This is a genomic window from Rhizobium laguerreae (genome assembly GCF_002008165.1).
In the GTDB taxonomy this organism is placed as follows: Bacteria; Pseudomonadota; Alphaproteobacteria; order Rhizobiales; family Rhizobiaceae; genus Rhizobium; species Rhizobium laguerreae.
Genome location: NZ_MRDM01000002.1, coordinates 570163 through 586035, shown reverse-complemented (window position 1 = coordinate 586035; position 15873 = coordinate 570163). Strand labels below are relative to the sequence as shown.

General features: G+C 60.7%; 17 protein-coding genes. 10 read left to right on the top strand and 7 right to left on the bottom strand.

From position 1 onward, the window contains the following. Positions 1-3: 3 nt before the first annotated feature. The 4 genes from BS630_RS03170 to BS630_RS03155 all read right to left on the bottom strand — a co-directional run bounded on the left by BS630_RS03170 (position 4) and on the right by BS630_RS03155 (position 4592). Complete coding sequence (locus tag BS630_RS03170; RefSeq protein ID WP_077976223.1) at positions 4-2133, bottom strand: putative bifunctional diguanylate cyclase/phosphodiesterase; 2130 nt, start codon at positions 2131-2133, stop codon at positions 4-6. 261 nt (positions 2134-2394) lie between these two features. Then, positions 2395-2739 (bottom strand): cupin domain-containing protein, encoded by a 345-nt coding sequence (locus BS630_RS03165; RefSeq protein WP_025394081.1) that lies wholly within the window; start codon positions 2737-2739, stop codon positions 2395-2397. 23 nt (positions 2740-2762) lie between these two features. Beyond that, positions 2763-4046 (bottom strand): O-acetylhomoserine aminocarboxypropyltransferase, encoded by a 1284-nt coding sequence (locus tag BS630_RS03160; RefSeq protein WP_077976222.1) that lies wholly within the window; start codon positions 4044-4046, stop codon positions 2763-2765. Positions 4047-4163: 117 nt separating this feature from the next. Beyond that, a complete protein-coding gene (locus BS630_RS03155; protein WP_077976221.1) occupies positions 4164-4592 on the bottom strand; it encodes a CoA-binding protein in 429 nt (142 codons plus the stop codon). 138 nt (positions 4593-4730) lie between these two features. Here BS630_RS03155 and BS630_RS03150 point away from each other — a divergent pair, with 138 nt between their 5' ends. Both BS630_RS03150 and BS630_RS03140 read left to right on the top strand, forming a co-directional pair. After that, positions 4731-5054 carry a hypothetical protein gene (locus BS630_RS03150; RefSeq protein WP_077976220.1) on the top strand — a complete coding sequence of 108 codons (324 nt, stop codon included), beginning with the start codon at positions 4731-4733 and terminating at the stop codon, positions 5052-5054. A gap of 476 nt (positions 5055-5530) precedes the next feature. Beyond that, entirely contained in the window at positions 5531-6367 is an 837-nt protein-coding gene (locus BS630_RS03140) for an EamA family transporter (protein WP_077976218.1), read from the top strand. On the opposite strand, the gene BS630_RS03135 is transcribed toward BS630_RS03140, so the two are convergent. Together BS630_RS03135 and BS630_RS03130 are read right to left on the bottom strand one after the other, a co-directional pair. Further along, positions 6368-7198: an enoyl-CoA hydratase gene (locus BS630_RS03135; protein ID WP_077976217.1), complete on the bottom strand. Its 831-nt coding sequence runs from the start codon at positions 7196-7198 to the stop codon at positions 6368-6370. 95 nt (positions 7199-7293) lie between these two features. Then, complete coding sequence (locus BS630_RS03130) at positions 7294-7524, bottom strand: DUF1127 domain-containing protein (protein ID WP_018483578.1); 231 nt, start codon at positions 7522-7524, stop codon at positions 7294-7296. 73 nt (positions 7525-7597) lie between these two features. Here BS630_RS03130 and BS630_RS03125 point away from each other — a divergent pair, with 73 nt between their 5' ends. The 7 genes from BS630_RS03125 (at position 7598) to BS630_RS03090 (ending at position 14388) form a co-directional block, all read left to right on the top strand. Beyond that, a complete protein-coding gene (locus BS630_RS03125) occupies positions 7598-8491 on the top strand; it encodes a LysR family transcriptional regulator (protein ID WP_183594463.1) in 894 nt (297 codons plus the stop codon). A gap of 315 nt (positions 8492-8806) precedes the next feature. Continuing rightward, positions 8807-9271 carry a 50S ribosomal protein L13 gene (rplM, locus tag BS630_RS03120; RefSeq protein WP_003558420.1) on the top strand — a complete coding sequence of 155 codons (465 nt, stop codon included), beginning with the start codon at positions 8807-8809 and terminating at the stop codon, positions 9269-9271. Position 9272: 1 nt separating this feature from the next. Continuing rightward, positions 9273-9740 (top strand): 30S ribosomal protein S9, encoded by a 468-nt coding sequence (rpsI, locus tag BS630_RS03115; RefSeq protein WP_003558419.1) that lies wholly within the window; start codon positions 9273-9275, stop codon positions 9738-9740. 307 nt (positions 9741-10047) lie between these two features. Continuing rightward, complete coding sequence (gene cml / locus BS630_RS03110; RefSeq protein WP_077976216.1) at positions 10048-11235, top strand: CmlA/FloR family chloramphenicol efflux MFS transporter; 1188 nt, start codon at positions 10048-10050, stop codon at positions 11233-11235. 223 nt (positions 11236-11458) lie between these two features. Then, complete coding sequence (speB, locus tag BS630_RS03100) at positions 11459-12421, top strand: agmatinase (RefSeq protein ID WP_018494132.1); 963 nt, start codon at positions 11459-11461, stop codon at positions 12419-12421. A gap of 60 nt (positions 12422-12481) precedes the next feature. Further along, positions 12482-13414 (top strand): N-acetyl-gamma-glutamyl-phosphate reductase, encoded by a 933-nt coding sequence (gene argC / locus BS630_RS03095; protein WP_072638825.1) that lies wholly within the window; start codon positions 12482-12484, stop codon positions 13412-13414. Between the two features lie 182 nt (positions 13415-13596). Next, positions 13597-14388, top strand: a complete 792-nt coding sequence (locus BS630_RS03090) for a sulfite exporter TauE/SafE family protein (protein ID WP_077976293.1) — start codon at positions 13597-13599, stop codon at positions 14386-14388. Between the two features lie 25 nt (positions 14389-14413). Here the strand turns inward: BS630_RS03090 and BS630_RS03085 are convergent, their stop codons facing one another. Then, positions 14414-15517 (bottom strand): COX15/CtaA family protein, encoded by a 1104-nt coding sequence (locus BS630_RS03085; protein WP_017990999.1) that lies wholly within the window; start codon positions 15515-15517, stop codon positions 14414-14416. Between the two features lie 116 nt (positions 15518-15633). Here BS630_RS03085 and BS630_RS03080 point away from each other — a divergent pair, with 116 nt between their 5' ends. Beyond that, entirely contained in the window at positions 15634-15843 is a 210-nt protein-coding gene (locus tag BS630_RS03080; protein ID WP_003547289.1) for a DUF2842 domain-containing protein, read from the top strand. The last annotated feature ends 30 nt before the right edge of the window (positions 15844-15873 follow it).

Below are 15873 nucleotides of genomic sequence, written 5' to 3'. Positions count from 1 at the left end.
CCATCACGCGGCTGACTCTTCTTTCAGCCTGCTCGATATGTCATATGCCGACATGGGTTTTCCAATCAGATATCCTTGAAGCTGATCGCAGCCGGCGTCGCGCAAGATCGCCGCCTGGCGGGCAGTCTCGATACCTTCCGCGGTAACGGGAATCCGCAACGCTGTCGCGAGGGAGATGGTTGCTCGAAGAACATCGGCGCCATTTGCGCCTTCGTCGAGAGCCGACACCAGCGAGCGATCGATTTTCATGCGATCAAACCCGAACTGCCGCAATGCGCCAATGCTTGCGTAACCGCAGCCAAAGTCATCAAGCGCGAACTTTATGCCGACATGCTTGAGCTGGTCTATCGACCGTCGCGCCTGATCCGGATTTGTCATCAGAACGCCTTCGGTGATCTCCAGTGTCAGGCGGTTGGGATTGAAATCGAGTTCCTGCAGGACCGAGATCACTTCGGCGGCAAACTCCGGATTGCAAAGCTGGATTGGCGAAACGTTCACCGACAATGCGAGGTCGGGCCAGCCCTTGGCATGCTCGATCGATGTCCTCAGCATATGAACGCCGAGTGCGTCGATGAGGCCGCATCTCTCGGCAAGAGGGATGAAAATCTCCGGGCTGATATTTCCGGTTACAGTTCGCCAGCGCGCCAGTGCTTCAAGACCGGTCACAGCGCCCGTCGAAGCAGAGACGAGAGGTTGGAAAACGGCCTCGATTGCGCCACTGCTGATGGCATTCTTCAACAGGCCTTCTAGTTCGGCGACCCGTTGGCGTTCCCGGTCCAGTTCGGGGTCGTATTCGATCGCCTGGCCTCTGCCATTTGCCTTGGCACCATAAAGGGCCATGTCCGCTCTACGGAGAAGCTCCAAGGGCGGGACGTCGCCGTCGCGAGCAGCAGCTCCTATGCTTGCGCCAACTTCGATTGTTCGTCCGTCGATTTTGAAGGGCTCGGCAAACAGCGCCAAAATCGTCTTTTCCATCTCTCCGCATGTGGCAGAACCGACGTGCACCAGCGCAAATTCGTCGCCCCCGAGCCGCGCCGCGGCAATGATTTCGGGGTGGCAGGCGGTCAGCGCCTTCGCGACCAGCCGGATCAAATCGTCCCCCACCGCATGGCCCCAGGCGTCGTTGACGGCCTTGAAGCCATCAAGGTCGACCAGATAAAGCCGATGTGGCGAAGAGGTCGAATTCTCCAGCTCTTCCAGCAGGTTGAGAAGCCCATGTCTGTTCAAAAGGCCGCTCAGGCTATCGTGGTCGGCTTCGAAAATCGCTGCTTGCGCCAATTGGCGCAGGCGCCGCGCTTCGGAAGCGCCAACCAGCAGAACGCCGATCAGAAACAGCGCGAGGATGACGATAGCGGCTGCGATATAAGGATAGACCTGATGAAACACGGCGCTTCCCGGCGCTTTGCTGGGCCAGACGAGATAGCCGATGACGGTCCCCTCCATGTCGGTGATCGGCGTGTTCAGGAACTCCGGCTTCGGCGTCGTCTCAAGGCGCAAGCCTTCAAGTTCATGTTCGTTCGAGAGCGTATCGATAACCTCCGACGTAAGCTCCTTGTAGAAACTCAGCACACTGAACTTCGGAAGCTTGGGGGCGTCCTCGAAAGGCTGGATCGCCTGCGAGGCGATCAGGGCTATACCGCTTTCGGTCTTGATGAAATTGACCACCGGCGCCCTCGCCGGAGCCGCTGCCGCATTGATCTGCTGATAAAAGACGTCGCCAAAAAAAGTGCCCGGCTGGAAGGGCTTGCCTTTGGCATAGGCCGAGACGATCGAAGACCGGTCAGGGCCGATCACGATCGCGCCGTCATAAAGCGCGTAATCCTCGCTGGTTTTTCCCCAATTCTCATAGGCCCAATCCGCGGCGGCCGAAGATGAGGCAGCACTATAGGCATCGTCCCATATGGCATTGTCCGTCGTTGTCGCGCTCAGGCGACCCACAAACGCACCGATTGCCGCGCGGGCGGCGCGACTGGCCCTGGCATCATCGATCTCGTTCGCCGACCGGGTCATCGTGACGACGACATGTGCCATCAGGCCGGTCAGTACGAGAGCAACGACAAGGAAGAAGACCGTTGTCGCGATGATGGAAGACGTCTGGGTCCGAACGTACCTACCTGCAAGATTCGACGACATGCAAATTCCGCAAAGATTAATTGCAAGGCCATGTCTGTGTGACGGCAGGAGACATCATGTCCGCAATGCGCTGCAGATAAGGTTTAGCATTTGTCGATGTAGGCACGATTAATGGGATTGGTTAAAAGCTTTCAATCCGGGACAAAGGGCCAAAAACACCGTTTGCCGGCTTGCCGTTTCGGATCATCGCTACGGCCGCGACGACAAAAACAAAGCCGAACGGGAAAGGCCCGGGCTTCGTCGCGCCCATTTGCTGGCCGCTCAAACCTTGATCACATAGTCCTTGCGAGTCGTTTCAACGACTTCCCATGTTCCCTTGAAGCCGGGTCTGAGGATCATCCGATCGCCCGCCTTCAGATGAACCGGCTCACCGCCCTCCTCCGTCACGATCGAATGGCCGGCCAGCAGGCTGAAATATTCCCATTCCTCGTAGACGATCCGCCACTTGCCCGGCGTCGCCTCCCAGATGCCCGAATAAAGCCCGCCTTCTCTCTCCTCCAGGTTCCAGGTGCGGAAATGCGGATCGCCGGAGATGATCCGATCGGCTTCGGGGGCGCCGAATTCGGGTTCGACTCCGTCAATATCGAAGGTGATGAAATTTGTCATGGTCGCCCTAGATCCCTCTGATCTCAGATCTTCGAGAGCGCCTGTTCAAGATCGGCGATGATGTCCTTGACGTCCTCGATGCCGACGGAAAGGCGCACCACGTCAGGCCCAGCGCCGGCAGCGATCCTCTGCTCGTCGGTCAACTGCCGGTGTGTCGTCGAGGCCGGATGGATGACGAGCGAACGGGTGTCGCCGATATTGGCAAGATGGGAGAAGAGCTCCAGCCCCTCGACCAGTGTCTTGCCCGCCTCATAGCCGCCCTTGACGCCGAAGGTGAAGACGGAGCCGGCGCCCTTCGGCGAGTAGCGCTGCTGCAGGGCGTGGTTCGGGTCGTCGTCGAGGCCGGCATAATTCACCCAGGCGATCTTGCTGTGCGCCTTCAGCCATTTCGCGACGGCGATCGCATTGTCGCTGTGGCGCTGCATCCTGAGCGGCAGCGTCTCGATGCCGGTCAGGATCAGGAAAGCATTGAAGGGCGAGATCGCCGGCCCGAGATCACGCAGGCCGAGCACGCGGGCAGCGATCGCAAAGGCGAAATTGCCGAAAGTCGCGTGAAGGACCATGCCGTTATATTCCGGCCGCGGGCTCGACAGCATCGGGTAATTGCCGGATTTCGACCAGTCGAAGGTGCCGCCGTCGACGATGAGGCCGCCCATGGAATTGCCGTGGCCGCCGAGAAACTTGGTCAGCGAATGCACCACGATGTCGGCGCCGTGCTCGATCGGACGGATGAAATAGGGTGTTGCCATCGTATTGTCGACGATCAGCGGCAGGCCGTGGCGATGCGCGACGTCGGCAATGGCGGCGATATCGACGAAGGTGCCGCCGGGATTGGCCAGGCTTTCGAGGAAGATGCCGCGCGTCTTGTCGTCGATCTGGCTTTCGAAGCTTGCCGGATCGGCGGCATCGGCCCAACGCACCTGCCAGCCAAAATTCTTGAAGGCATGGCCGAACTGGTTGACCGAGCCGCCATAGAGCTGACGGGCAGCGATGAAATTCTCGCCGGGGCGCATGATGGTGTGGAAGACGATCATCTGCGCCGCATGGCCGGAGGCGACGGCAAGGGCCGCCGTGCCGCCCTCGAGCGCTGCGACGCGCTCCTCGAGCACGGCCTGCGTCGGATTCATGATGCGGGTGTAGATGTTGCCGAAGGCCTGCAGACCGAAGAGGGCGGCGGCATGATCGGAATCATTGAAGACGAAAGCGGTCGTCTGGTAGATCGGCGTTATCCGCGCGCCCGTCGCCGGGTCGGGCTGCGCACCGGCATGGATCGCCAATGTATTGAATCCCGGATCGTTCTTGGCCATGTCGTCCTCCAGTTGTTGCTGACGGGCAGGATCATAGCCGGTCGCTTGCGAAAGTTAATCGCGATCCATTTCAACCCATGGGCGTTCGGTGGAAAATCCGTCTCAGGGGATCGCAACTCAGGCAATAAGACGAGGATACTCGATCGCCGGGCAGCGGTTCATCACCATCTGGATGCCGGCGGCCTCCGCCGTTGCCGCAGCCGCATCGTCGCGCACACCAAGTTGAGACCAGATGATTTTCGGCAGCGGCCTCAGCGCCAGCGCCTCCTCGACGACCCCACCCAGATATTCGGAAGCGCGAAAGACGTCGACCATGTCGATCGGCACGGGAATGTCGGCAAGCCGGGCATAAACGGTGCGGCCCTGGATCAGTTTGCCCGCCTGCCCCGGATTGACAGGAATGACCTCGTAGCCGCGCGACAGCAGATAGCCCATGACGCCGTTGCTCGGCCGGGCCGGATTGGGCGAAGCGCCGGTCAGCGCGATGGTCTTTACCGAATGAAGGATGCCGGCGAGGTAATCATCCGTATAGCCGTCGTGATTCATGTCCGCTTCTCCACTCCCGAAAGCCCTTCGGCACGGCCGGCTTGTTTTTTTGTGTTTCCGTGAAACCGGCTGCGTGTCTTTCTCGTATATATGAACTGGCCCGTATATAGGAACTGGATACTCCTTGAGGATGATTCGATGAAAAAAATCGCTCTTGCCCTCATGCTCGTGCTCGCCGCATCACCGGCGCTGGCGATCTCGCGCTACAATCCGCTCACCATGAGCTGTGCCAGCATGCGCGCCGCCATCCACAATCAGGGCGCCGTCATCTTCCGCTACCAGTCTCCCCGTGGCTTGCCGCTCTACGATCGCTATGTCCGCAACAGCAATTATTGCGACGCGACCGATTATGCGGAATGGACATATATCCCTTCGAAAGACACTCCTCGCTGCCGAGTTCTGAACTGCCAGAACATCGACAACCTTGACGGGATGCTCTTCGTTCCGCATCATCAGCTCTGATGTTTTCGCCGTCATAGGGTCCGCAGGAACTGTACGCCTTTCGCGCTTGCGAAAGGTTTGAGGATCAATCCCGCGCTGCGATTTCGTAGCGATTGCACAATCAGAAGCTTTAATTTTCCCCTATGTCAAAGTTATAGAATAATATCTATATTTCAGCAGCATAGAATAGTCACTTCCCGAATTCCCGCAGATATTTTCTTTTTTTGTTCGCGATAATGCCGCCGTTTGTTCCCGCATCCATTAGAAGCATCTCATAGTTGAAAACGTCGCGTGGATTGAACGCATGTCGCGCGCACGTAAAAATTGCTGCAATGAGCCGCCATTGTTCACATCCTGAAAGGATGCTATTCGTCATATGGGCGCATTAGCGACCGCCGCCATGCAATTTCGTGCAAATCCCAGTTGTCTTTTCAGGAATTTGGAACGCCGAAGGCGAGGCGTATTCCGCTTCGTCTCATCCTATCCGGATTACTCCCTTGCCTCTCGACGTCATCCTGCTCGTTCTCTTCGGCGCACTGCTGCACGCGACATGGAACGCCATCATCAAGGCGGGGAGCGATAAGTCCCTCGATGCGGCGCTGATCTCGGCCGGCGGCGCGGTTTCGGCGCTGCCGTTCCTGCCATTGCTGCCGTTGCCGCACGCCTCGGCATGGCCGTTCATCGGTGCCTCCGCCATCCTGCAATTTGCTTATTTCCAATTGGTCGCCGCCGCCTACCGGGCCGGCGACATCGGCCTCGTCTATCCGCTGATGCGTGGCTGCGCACCGCTGCTGATCGCCGCGACAAGCGGTTTTATTCTTCAGGAAAATCTTTCCGGCGGCGCCCTTGTCGGCACAATGACGATCTCGGCCGGCGTGCTGACCCTCGCCCTGGAGGCGCGGCGCGGCAGCAGCCGCGCCATCATACTCTCGCTTGCCAATGCCTGCGTCATCGCCAGCTACACCTATGTCGACGGAATCGGCGCACGCATCTCCGGCAATGCGGTTTCCTACACTTTGTGGATGTCGCTGCTGCCGCCAGTGCTGCTGTTTTCCTGGGCAGCGTCCCAGCGCGGCGCTTTCGCCGTGGTAAGTCACGTTCGCCGCAATTGGTGGCGCGGCCTCATCGGCGGCGCCGGCTCGATCGCTTCCTACGGGCTGGCGCTCTGGGCGATGACGAAAGCCCCGGTCGCGACCGTCGCAGCCTTGCGCGAAACTGCGATCCTCTTTGCGCTGGTGATCTCGATCACCGTCTTCAAGGAAAAAGCCAGCATCTGGCGCTACGTCGCCGGTGTCGTCATCGCGATCGGCGGGCTGGTTCTGAAACTGGCGTGATCACTCACCTGTCCATTCGGCCTTGCGCTTGCCAAGGAAGGCGCCGATCCCTTCCTGCGCATCCTCAGTCAGCATGTTCTCGACCATCACTTTGGAGGTATAATCATAGGCCGCCTCCACGGGCAGTTCGAGCTGCCGGTGGAAGGCTTCCTTGCCGATCTTCAGCGTCAGCGGCGACTTGCTGGCGATCACTGCCGCATATTTGGAAACCACCTGCGCCAGATACTGCTTCGGCACGATGCGGTTGACGAGGCCGAAATCCTTGGCGGTCGAGGCGTCGATCGTCTCACCGGTCAGCAGCATCTCCATCGCCTGCTTGCGGTGCGCGGCACGGGAAACGGCTACCATCGGCGTCGAACAGAACAGGCCGATGTTGACGCCCGGGGTGCAGAATGTCGAACTGTCCGTGCAGATCGCCAGATCGCAGGAAGCAACGAGCTGGCAGCCCGCAGCCGTTGCAAGCCCGTCGATCTCGGCGATGACAGGCTTCGGCAGATGCGCGATCTTCAGCATCAAATCGGCGCAAAGCCGGAAGGATCTTTCGAAGAAATCGACCCCCTGATCTTCATCGGCGCGATGGGCGGTGAGTTCCTTGAGATCATGCCCGGCGGAAAAGACATTGCCGGTCGAGGCGATGACGACGACGCGCACATCCGGCTCCGCCCCGGCCGTCTCGAGCTCCTCCAGCAACGCTTCGAGAAGCGCGATCGAAAGCACATTGGCCGGTGGGTTGTTGAGCACAAGCCGCAGCACGCCGTCGCGCAGCGAGCGGGTCAGCAAGCCGCCCTCTTCCGCTCCGGCGTCCTTCCGGAAGGATACGATTTCAGCCATGCTGCTCTCCCTGCGCTCGATTCCAGGCAGACGTTTTGCCACAAGGCGCCGGAAATTTCGAGCAGGATCCGCACTCCACGCAGAGACCGCTGCCGTCAGGACCAGAACCACGACTTCGATGTTTCTGCCCTCGCCTGCGCACGGGTCAGACCGACATCGCAAAGCTCGTCGTCGGTGAGTTCCAAAAGCGTGCGGCGGCTGCGGCGCTTTTCGAGGTGATGTTCGATCGTCATCAGCAGCCGCAGGCTCCAGCGCGCCATCCCGTGAAGTCTCGACCGAACGATATCGCGAGGTGTGTCAAGGATCCCGCTTAATTCCAAGGCCATCTCTTCTTCCTTTCTTCAACGGATGAAAGATGCGCTGGAAGATGCCGCGAAAGAAGCTTATGGATATTATGATATGCATAAGGATTTCTTTTGTATGCCTCTCCACCTCGATCAGCTTGCCGCCTTCGTCAACGTCGCCGATCTCGGAAGCTTTACGGCCGCAGCCGACAAGGAAGGCCTGACGCAACCGGCCGTCAGCCTGCAGGTGAAGGGGCTCGAGCAGCGGCTTGGCGTACGCCTGATCGAGCGTGTCGGGCGGCGGGCGCAGCCGACCGCTGCAGGCCTCGACCTGCTCGTGCATGCAAGGCGGCTGCTTCAGGAATCGGCTGCCGCGGAAGAAGCGATGATGCCGTACAGAGATGGCGCCAGCGGCCGTGTGCGCATCGGCAGCGGCGGCACGGCGTCGATCCATCTGCTTCCTCGCGCCATCGCCGTTGCGAGAAAATCCATGCCCGGCCTCGAAATCACCGTGCGCATCGGCGATGCCGACGACATTCTGCGTGATCTGGAAGCCAACAGCCTCGACATCGCCGTCGTCGCCCTGCCGGCATCCGGACGGAACTTCGAGATCGAGCCGTTCTACGAGGAGGAACTGCTGGCCGTCGCTCCTACGGGCAGCCTGATGCCCGAAGGCGGGCCGGACGCCGCCTTCATGCGCGACAGGACGCTGCTGCTTTATGAGGGCGGCAATACCAGGCGGGCGATCGACGCGTGGCTGGCTGCACCGGATACCAGGATCCGGCCTGCGATGGAGTTCGGCAGCATCGAGGCGATCAAGGAGCTGGTGGCCGTGGGGCTCGGCTGGTCGATCCTGCCGGGGCTGGCGCTGAAGCGCGCCGGCCTCGTTGCAACTTCATCGCTGAACCCGCGGCTCACGCGCCGCCTCGGCATGGTTCTGCGCCGGGACAAACATCTGACACGCGGCCTTCGCGAAATGATGAAATGCCTGCGCGCGTTCAAAGGTTAAGAACCGCTTTCGACCATGGGATGCTATTTCAAACCGGCAGAGACGACGTGAAAAACGTCAAGCGCAGCAGTTCGCGACCGCAGAAATATGAGGTATCAGAATACCACATATCTAAGTATTTGTTTTTGCTTCAAAATTTTTCCAAACCTTCGGGACGTCGATATTGACCCGATGTCATGTTCCCTTTATACACCGCGCCAGAACGCAGCCTACCTGAGCTGCTTTCTTTTTGGCATGCCTAAAGCCTGCCAATCCAAGCAACAAGAAACGCCCTTCAAGCCTTCGGGTCAAGGGTCCCAAAAGAGAGTATTCACTATGGCAACCTTCTCCCAGAAGCCTGCAGAGGTGGAGAAGAAGTGGGTGATCATCGACGCCGAAGGGCTGGTCGTTGGCCGTCTCGCTTCCATCATCGCTATGCGCCTGCGCGGCAAGCACAAGGCAACCTTCACGCCTCACGTTGACGATGGCGACAACGTCATCGTCATCAATGCCGAAAAGGTCGTCTTCACCGGCAAGAAGTATTCCGACAAGGTCTACTACTGGCACACCGGTTATGCCGGCGGCATCAAGGAACGGAGCGCACGCCAGATCATCGAAGGCCGTTTCCCGGAGCGCGTCCTCGAAAAGGCCGTCGAACGCATGGTTCCGCGGGGCCCGCTCGGCCGTCGCCAGATGAAGAACCTGCGCGTTTACGCCGGCTCCAACCATCCCCATGAAGCCCAGCAGCCGGTCGCCCTCGACGTCGCCGCGCTCAACAAAAAGAACGTAAGGAGCGCCTGATATGGCTGACCTCTCCTCCCTGAAGGATCTCGGCACGGTTTCCGAAGCTGCTGCTCCGGCCCACGTCCGCAAGGTCGATTCGCTCGGCCGCTCCTACGCGACCGGCAAGCGCAAGAACGCTGTTGCCCGCGTCTGGGTCAAGCCGGGCTCCGGCAAGATCACCGTCAACGGCAAGGAATTCGCGGAATATTTCGCCCGTCCGGTGCTGCAGATGATCCTGCGCCAGCCGATCGTTGCGGCTGCCCGTGACGGCCAGTTCGACATCGTCGCAACCGTTGCCGGCGGCGGCCTCTCCGGCCAGGCCGGTGCCGTTCGCCATGGCGTGTCCAAGGCGCTCACCTACTTCGAACCGGGCTTGCGCGCGGTGCTGAAGAAGGGCGGCTTCCTGACTCGCGACAGCCGCGTCGTCGAACGCAAGAAGTACGGCAAGGCAAAGGCCCGCCGCTCGTTCCAGTTCTCCAAGCGTTAATCGCTTCGGACAGACGGAATTTACGAAGGCCGGGGCAACCCGGCCTTTTTTGTTTTGCGCTGTTTAAACAAATCGGAAGCGTGCCGGCGCGCCATTGTCGCATTCCAGCTCTGCTGGTAGAAGCTTGGCAAAGCGCTTCGGAAATGAGCGAAGCCGCAGTCAGGGTCGCATCATGGGAACAACCAAGTCCGCAGACAAATAGGCCGCAACAACTCTGCCCTGTTGTTGCGGCGTCTGTCCGGTCAATCCCGATACTGATGAAGAGACAGATCGCCGCCGAATGAAGTCATTTGAGCGGGTTCTTCCCATGTCTTATCCCAAAATCCAGCAATGGACCTATTCCCTGCCGGCAGCCTTGCTGCTGATGGCACCCTTCGACATCCTGGCCTCGCTCGCCATGGATATCTATCTGCCGATCGTGCCGGTCATGCCGGAGGCGCTCGGCACTTCGCCGGCGGTCATCCAACTGACCCTCAGCCTCTACATGCTCGTGCTCGGTGTCGGCCAGATCGTCTTCGGCCCAATTTCCGATATTGTCGGACGACGGCCTGTCCTGCTTGGAGGTGCTGCACTCTTTGCGGCTTCATCCTTCCTGCTTGCCGGCTCCTCGTCGGCGCCGATCTTCGTGGTCTTGAGATTGCTGCAGGCAGTCGGCGCGTCGGCTACCCTCGTCGCAACTTTCGCAACAGTGCGTGACGTCTACGCCGGGCGTCCCGAAAGCAGTACGATCTATAGTCTTCTCGGCTCCATCCTCTCCTTCGTACCCGCGCTCGGCCCGATCATCGGAGCCTTGATCGCGGATCGCTTCGGCTGGCGCGCCATCTTCCTCGTCATCGGCCTCCTTTCGGTTGCCGCCCTTTACAACGCCGGCATGCGATGGCACGAAACCCGCCCTGCCGTCACCGCGAAGATCGCTCTCCGCCCGATCCTTACAAGCCCTCCCTTCTGGGTTTATACGGGCGGCTTCAGTACGGCGATGGGCGCCTTCTTCGTCTTCTTCTCGACGGCACCCCGTATCCTGATCGACAAAGCCGGTTTTTCCGGCATCGCCTTCAGCTTCACCTTTGCCACGGTGGCGCTGGTGATGATCGTGACGGCGCGTTTCGCCAAATGTTTCGTCATGCGTTGGGGCATTGCAGGCAGCCTTGCCAGAGGCATGGCAATGCTGCTTCTCGGCGCCGTGCTGCTTGCCTTTGGACAGCTGTTTCTGCAGCCTTCCCTCGTCAGCTTCGTCGTGCCGATGTGGATCATCGCGATCGGCATCGTGGTTGCGACGGCGGTCACCGCCAACGGCGCCCTCGACGCCTTTGGCGACACGGCAGGAACGGCGGTCGCGCTCTATTTCTGCGTCCAGAGCATCATCGTCGGCTTTGCCGGAACCTTCTTCGTGATTCTGCTCGGCGGCGACAGTGCCTGGCCGCTCGTGGGCTATGTCTCAGCGACCGCGCTGACGACGCTGGCTGGATTGTGGTGCCTGCGGGAGCCGGCCAGATAGGCAGCGGACAAATAACGGTCGCTCGACGATAACGAGCGGCCGTCGTCCGAACGATTGCTTGAAATCCGTCCGCACCTCGCCTACGCCTTTCTGCGCGCGGCGGATCGGCCAATTCCTTCGCGAGAGACCCGCCGCCCGACGCTCTGGCGTCGAACGGCGATCCTGCAATGCAGCGTCCGTATCGAACGCGACTATGATTTTGCGACCGAAAAAGGAGCACGATTTGGCGAACAGATCGATTGACCACGCCTTCACGGCGACCAGCCTCACCTCCGCTGCCAGCGATCCGACCTTTGCCGGCGCGCTGTCTTTCATGCGCCGCCGCTTCACCAAGGAGCTCGCTGGCGTCGACGTCGCCGTCTGGGGCATCCCCTTCGATGCCGCGACATCGAACAGGCCGGGCACGCGGTTCGGGCCGCAGGCGATCCGGCGCGCATCGGCGATCTTCGACAATGATGCGCAATATCCTTTCAACCGCGATCTCTTCGCCGAAATGGCCGTGATCGACTACGGCGATTGCCTGCTCGACTATGGCAACCATCAGGACACGCCGGCCGCTATCGAACGCCAGGCGAATGTCATCCTCGACAGCGGCGCCTTCCTGTTGACTCTCGGCGGCGATCATTACGTCACCTGGCCGCTGCTGAAAGCCCATGTGGCAAAACATGGCCCTCTCGCGCTCGTGCAGTTCGACGCGCACCAGGATACCTGGTTCGACGAGGAACGCCGCATCGACCACGGTTCTTTCGTGGCACGCGCCGCTCGCGAGGGCATTATCGATCCCGACCGCTCCATTCAGATCGGCATCCGCACCCATGCGCCGGAGGATTGCGGCGTCAATATTCTCTACGGTCATCAAGTGGAAGAGATGAGTGCCAGCGATATCGCCTCGGCGATCATCTCCCATACGCGCGGCGCGCCGGCCTATCTCACCTTCGATATCGATTGCCTCGATCCGGCCTTTGCGCCGGGCACCGGCACGCCGGTCTCAGGCGGACCATCGAGCGCCAAGATCCTCTCGGTGCTGCAGCGTCTGCACCAGCTCGATATCCGCGGCGCCGACGTCGTCGAGGTATCGCCGCCCTACGATCATGCCGATATCACCGCCATTGCGGGGGCAACGGTGGCGATGTATATGCTGGGGCTTCATGCCGAGCGACGCGCCATCGCCGTGTCACAAGGCTGACCTATCATCCTCAAACTGAATCCGGAAACCTTCAGAACCCATTGAAAGCGCAGGTTTAACATGGCACCGAAAATCTTCATCGACGGCGAACACGGCACGACGGGTCTGCAGATCCGCACGCGCATGGCAGGCCGCCGCGATGTCGAACTTCTGTCCATACCCGAAGCCGAACGGCGCAACGCCGCCATGCGCGAGGACATGCTGAACGGCGCCGACATCGCCATTCTCTGCCTGCCCGACGATGCGTCGAAGGAAGCGGTTCAGATGGTTTCGGCCAACAACAATGTGCGCGTCATCGACACCTCGACCGCCTTCCGCGTCAATCCCGGCTGGGCCTACGGCTTTGCCGAAATGGACAGCGCACAGGCCGACAGGATCAGAGCCGCCCGTTTCGTCGCCAATCCCGGTTGCTATCCCACCGGAGCGATCGGCCTCATCCGGCCGCTGCGCGCCGCCGGCATTCTGCCGGACGGCTATCCGGTAACGGTCAATGCGGTCTCCGGCTATACCGGCGGCGGCAAGCAGATGATCGCGCAGATGGAAAACCCGGATCACCCGGATGCGATCACCGCGCCGCATTTCCTCTACGGCCTGCCGCTCACCCACAAACACGTGCCCGAGATGACCGTGCACGGCCTGCTCGACCGCGCGCCGATCTTCTCGCCGTCCGTCGGCAAGTTCGCGCAGGGCATGATCGTGCAGGTGCCGCTGCATCTCGACCATCTCGCCGAGGGCACGACGATGGAGAGCATCCATGCCGCACTCGTCGCCCATTATGCCGGCCAGGATATCGTCAGTGTCGTGCCGTTGGCCGAAAGCAAGGCCCTGCCCCGCGTCAATGCCATCGAGCTCGAAGGCAAGGACACGATGAAGCTCTTCGTCTTCGGAACGTCAGGCGCTTCGCAGATCAATTTGGTGGCGCTGCTCGACAATCTCGGCAAGGGCGCATCGGGCGCCGCCGTCCAGAACATGGACCTGATGCTCGCCTCGTAAGGCGCAGACGACGGCATCAGCGTCGATGCCGTTTGAGCTTATAGCGATGACTCATCATGATCTTTCCGCGGCCGCTTGCATCGGCGGCCGCAGCATCGCTTTCGCGCTCGATCATCGATGACGATTGGGCTATGAAACCGGATCCTTCCTCCTTGCCCATCCCGAATCACGGAGCCGATGTCATGACGCTGGATGCGCTTATCGCTGGCGTCGGCGCATGGTTTGCCGCAGCCTTGCCCGATCATGGCATCTATGCGCTGATGGCATTTGCCTTCATCGCTGGGCTTGCACGCGGCTTTTCGGGTTTCGGCGCCGCATTGATCTTCATTCCGCTCGGCGGCGCGATCGTCGGGCCGAAGCTGATCTCGCCGATCCTGCTCGTCATCGACGGCATTGCCACACTCGGGATGATCCCACCGGCCTGGCGCGGCGCCAACCGGCGCGAGGTTTTCGTCATGGCGGCGGGTGCCGCGCTCGGCGTGCCGGCCGGCACCGCGATGCTGGCGCTGCTCGATCCGATGCTGCTGCGCTGGAGCATCACGATCATCGCCATCTCCTTGCTCGCGCTTCTCGTATCGGGATGGCGCTACCACGGCGCACCTTCGGCGCCACTCAGCAGCGGCGTCGGTCTAATTGCCGGCCTTTTCAGCGGCGCTGCGCAGCTCGGCGGGCCGCCGGTCGTCGCCTACTGGCTCGGCGGCAAGAGCGACTTCACCCGCGTCAGGGCGAATGTCGTGCTCTATTTCTCGATCTCGTCCGTCTTCAGCGCCATCAGCTATTATATCGGCGGACTGTTCGTGCCTGCCGTCTTTGCGCTCACCGTCGTCATCCTGCCGAGTTATGTGGTCGGGCTCTACGGCGGCTCGAAACTGTTCGGGCTTGCCGAGGAACGGACCTTCCGCATCGCCTGCTATGTCCTGATCGCCGCCGCCGCAATCATCGGCATGCCGCTGCTCGACGGCGTACTGCGCTAGAACCGCCGGCGGAAGGCCGCTCGCTTCAGTCGCGTTCGGCGATCATCGTCCCGTGCGGATATTCGCCGTAAAAGCCGCGCCAGTTGGCGACGGCGAAGCCGAAAACGACAAGCGCGCCGGCCTGATGCAGCAGGCCCCAGTGAAGCGGCACCTGCATCAGCAGCGTCGCTATGCCGATCGCTGCCTGCAGCGTCACAAGCACGAAAAGCAGGATCGCGCGACGTGCATGGGTGGTCCAAGGCGCTGCGCGAAGGGCGATCACCATGTTGATCAGCGTCAATGCGAAGAGCGTATAGGCGCCGATCCGATGAATGAACTGCACCGTCTTCGGGTTCTCGAAGGCATTGATCCAGAAGGGCTGCTGGATCAGCAGATCGGAAGGGATGACGGCGCCGTCCATCAGCGGCCAGGTATTGTAGGAAAAACCGGCGTCGAGCCCTGCCACCAGCGCTCCGAGATAGATCTGGAACAGTGAGAAAATGGCGATCGCGGCGGCAAAACCGCGCGAGCTTCTTGTCGGCGCCGGATCGTCGGAATGCCTGGAGAGACCGCGCATGATCCACATGCAGCCGGCAAAGATCAGGCAGGCCATGACGAGATGCGTCGCCAGCCTGTACTGGCTGACGTCGGTTCGGACGGAAAGGCCCGAGGACACCATCCACCAACCGATAAACCCCTGCAGGCCGCCGAGCGCCAGGATGCCGACGAGCGGCCAGCGCAGACGCTTCTCGATACGCCCCGTCAGCCAGAAATAGATGAGCGGCAGCGCGAAGATCACGCCGATGGCACGCGCGATCAGCCGGTGCGCCCATTCCCACCAGAAGATGCCTTTGAACTCATCGACGGTCATGGAACTGTTCAGCTGCTGAAATTCGGGAATGCGCTGGTAGAGGCGGAATTCCTCCTCCCATTCGGCGGCCGACAGCGGTGGGATGACGCCGTGGATCGGCTTCCACTCTGTGATCGACAGGCCGGAATTGGTCAGCCGCGTGGCGCCGCCGACGAGCACGAGACAGAAGAGCGCCAAAAGCACGAAGCCGAGCCAGAAGCGCAAGGCGCGGCGGTCGCGATTCTGCTTGCGCATTTCGCTCAGGATCGCCTGTTCCGTGGTCGGGTTTGCAACGGCCATGATGTCTCCTTCTATCCGGCAGTTGATTTGCCCCACCGGCTCATGCAAAACAAGCCCCGAACCTTTGCGGCATGCCGTCGCGCCAGGTTCAACCCGTCCATTGCAAGAGATAGCCGATGCCCGTCCGCCTTCGCAAATTCATCGGCACTATCCTCATCATCGTGCTCGTAGTCGTCTATGCGCTGGTGGCGAACACGATCGCGGTGGCAACGCTCGGCAACGCACCCTGGTGGGGACACCTGCTCTATTTCCTGCTCACCGGCTTGCTCTGGGTATTGCCGGCGATGGTGATCATCAAATGGATGGCCGGACCGCCGCAGCGCTAAAGCGCGTCGCGGTCTTTCAGATTCGCTTGT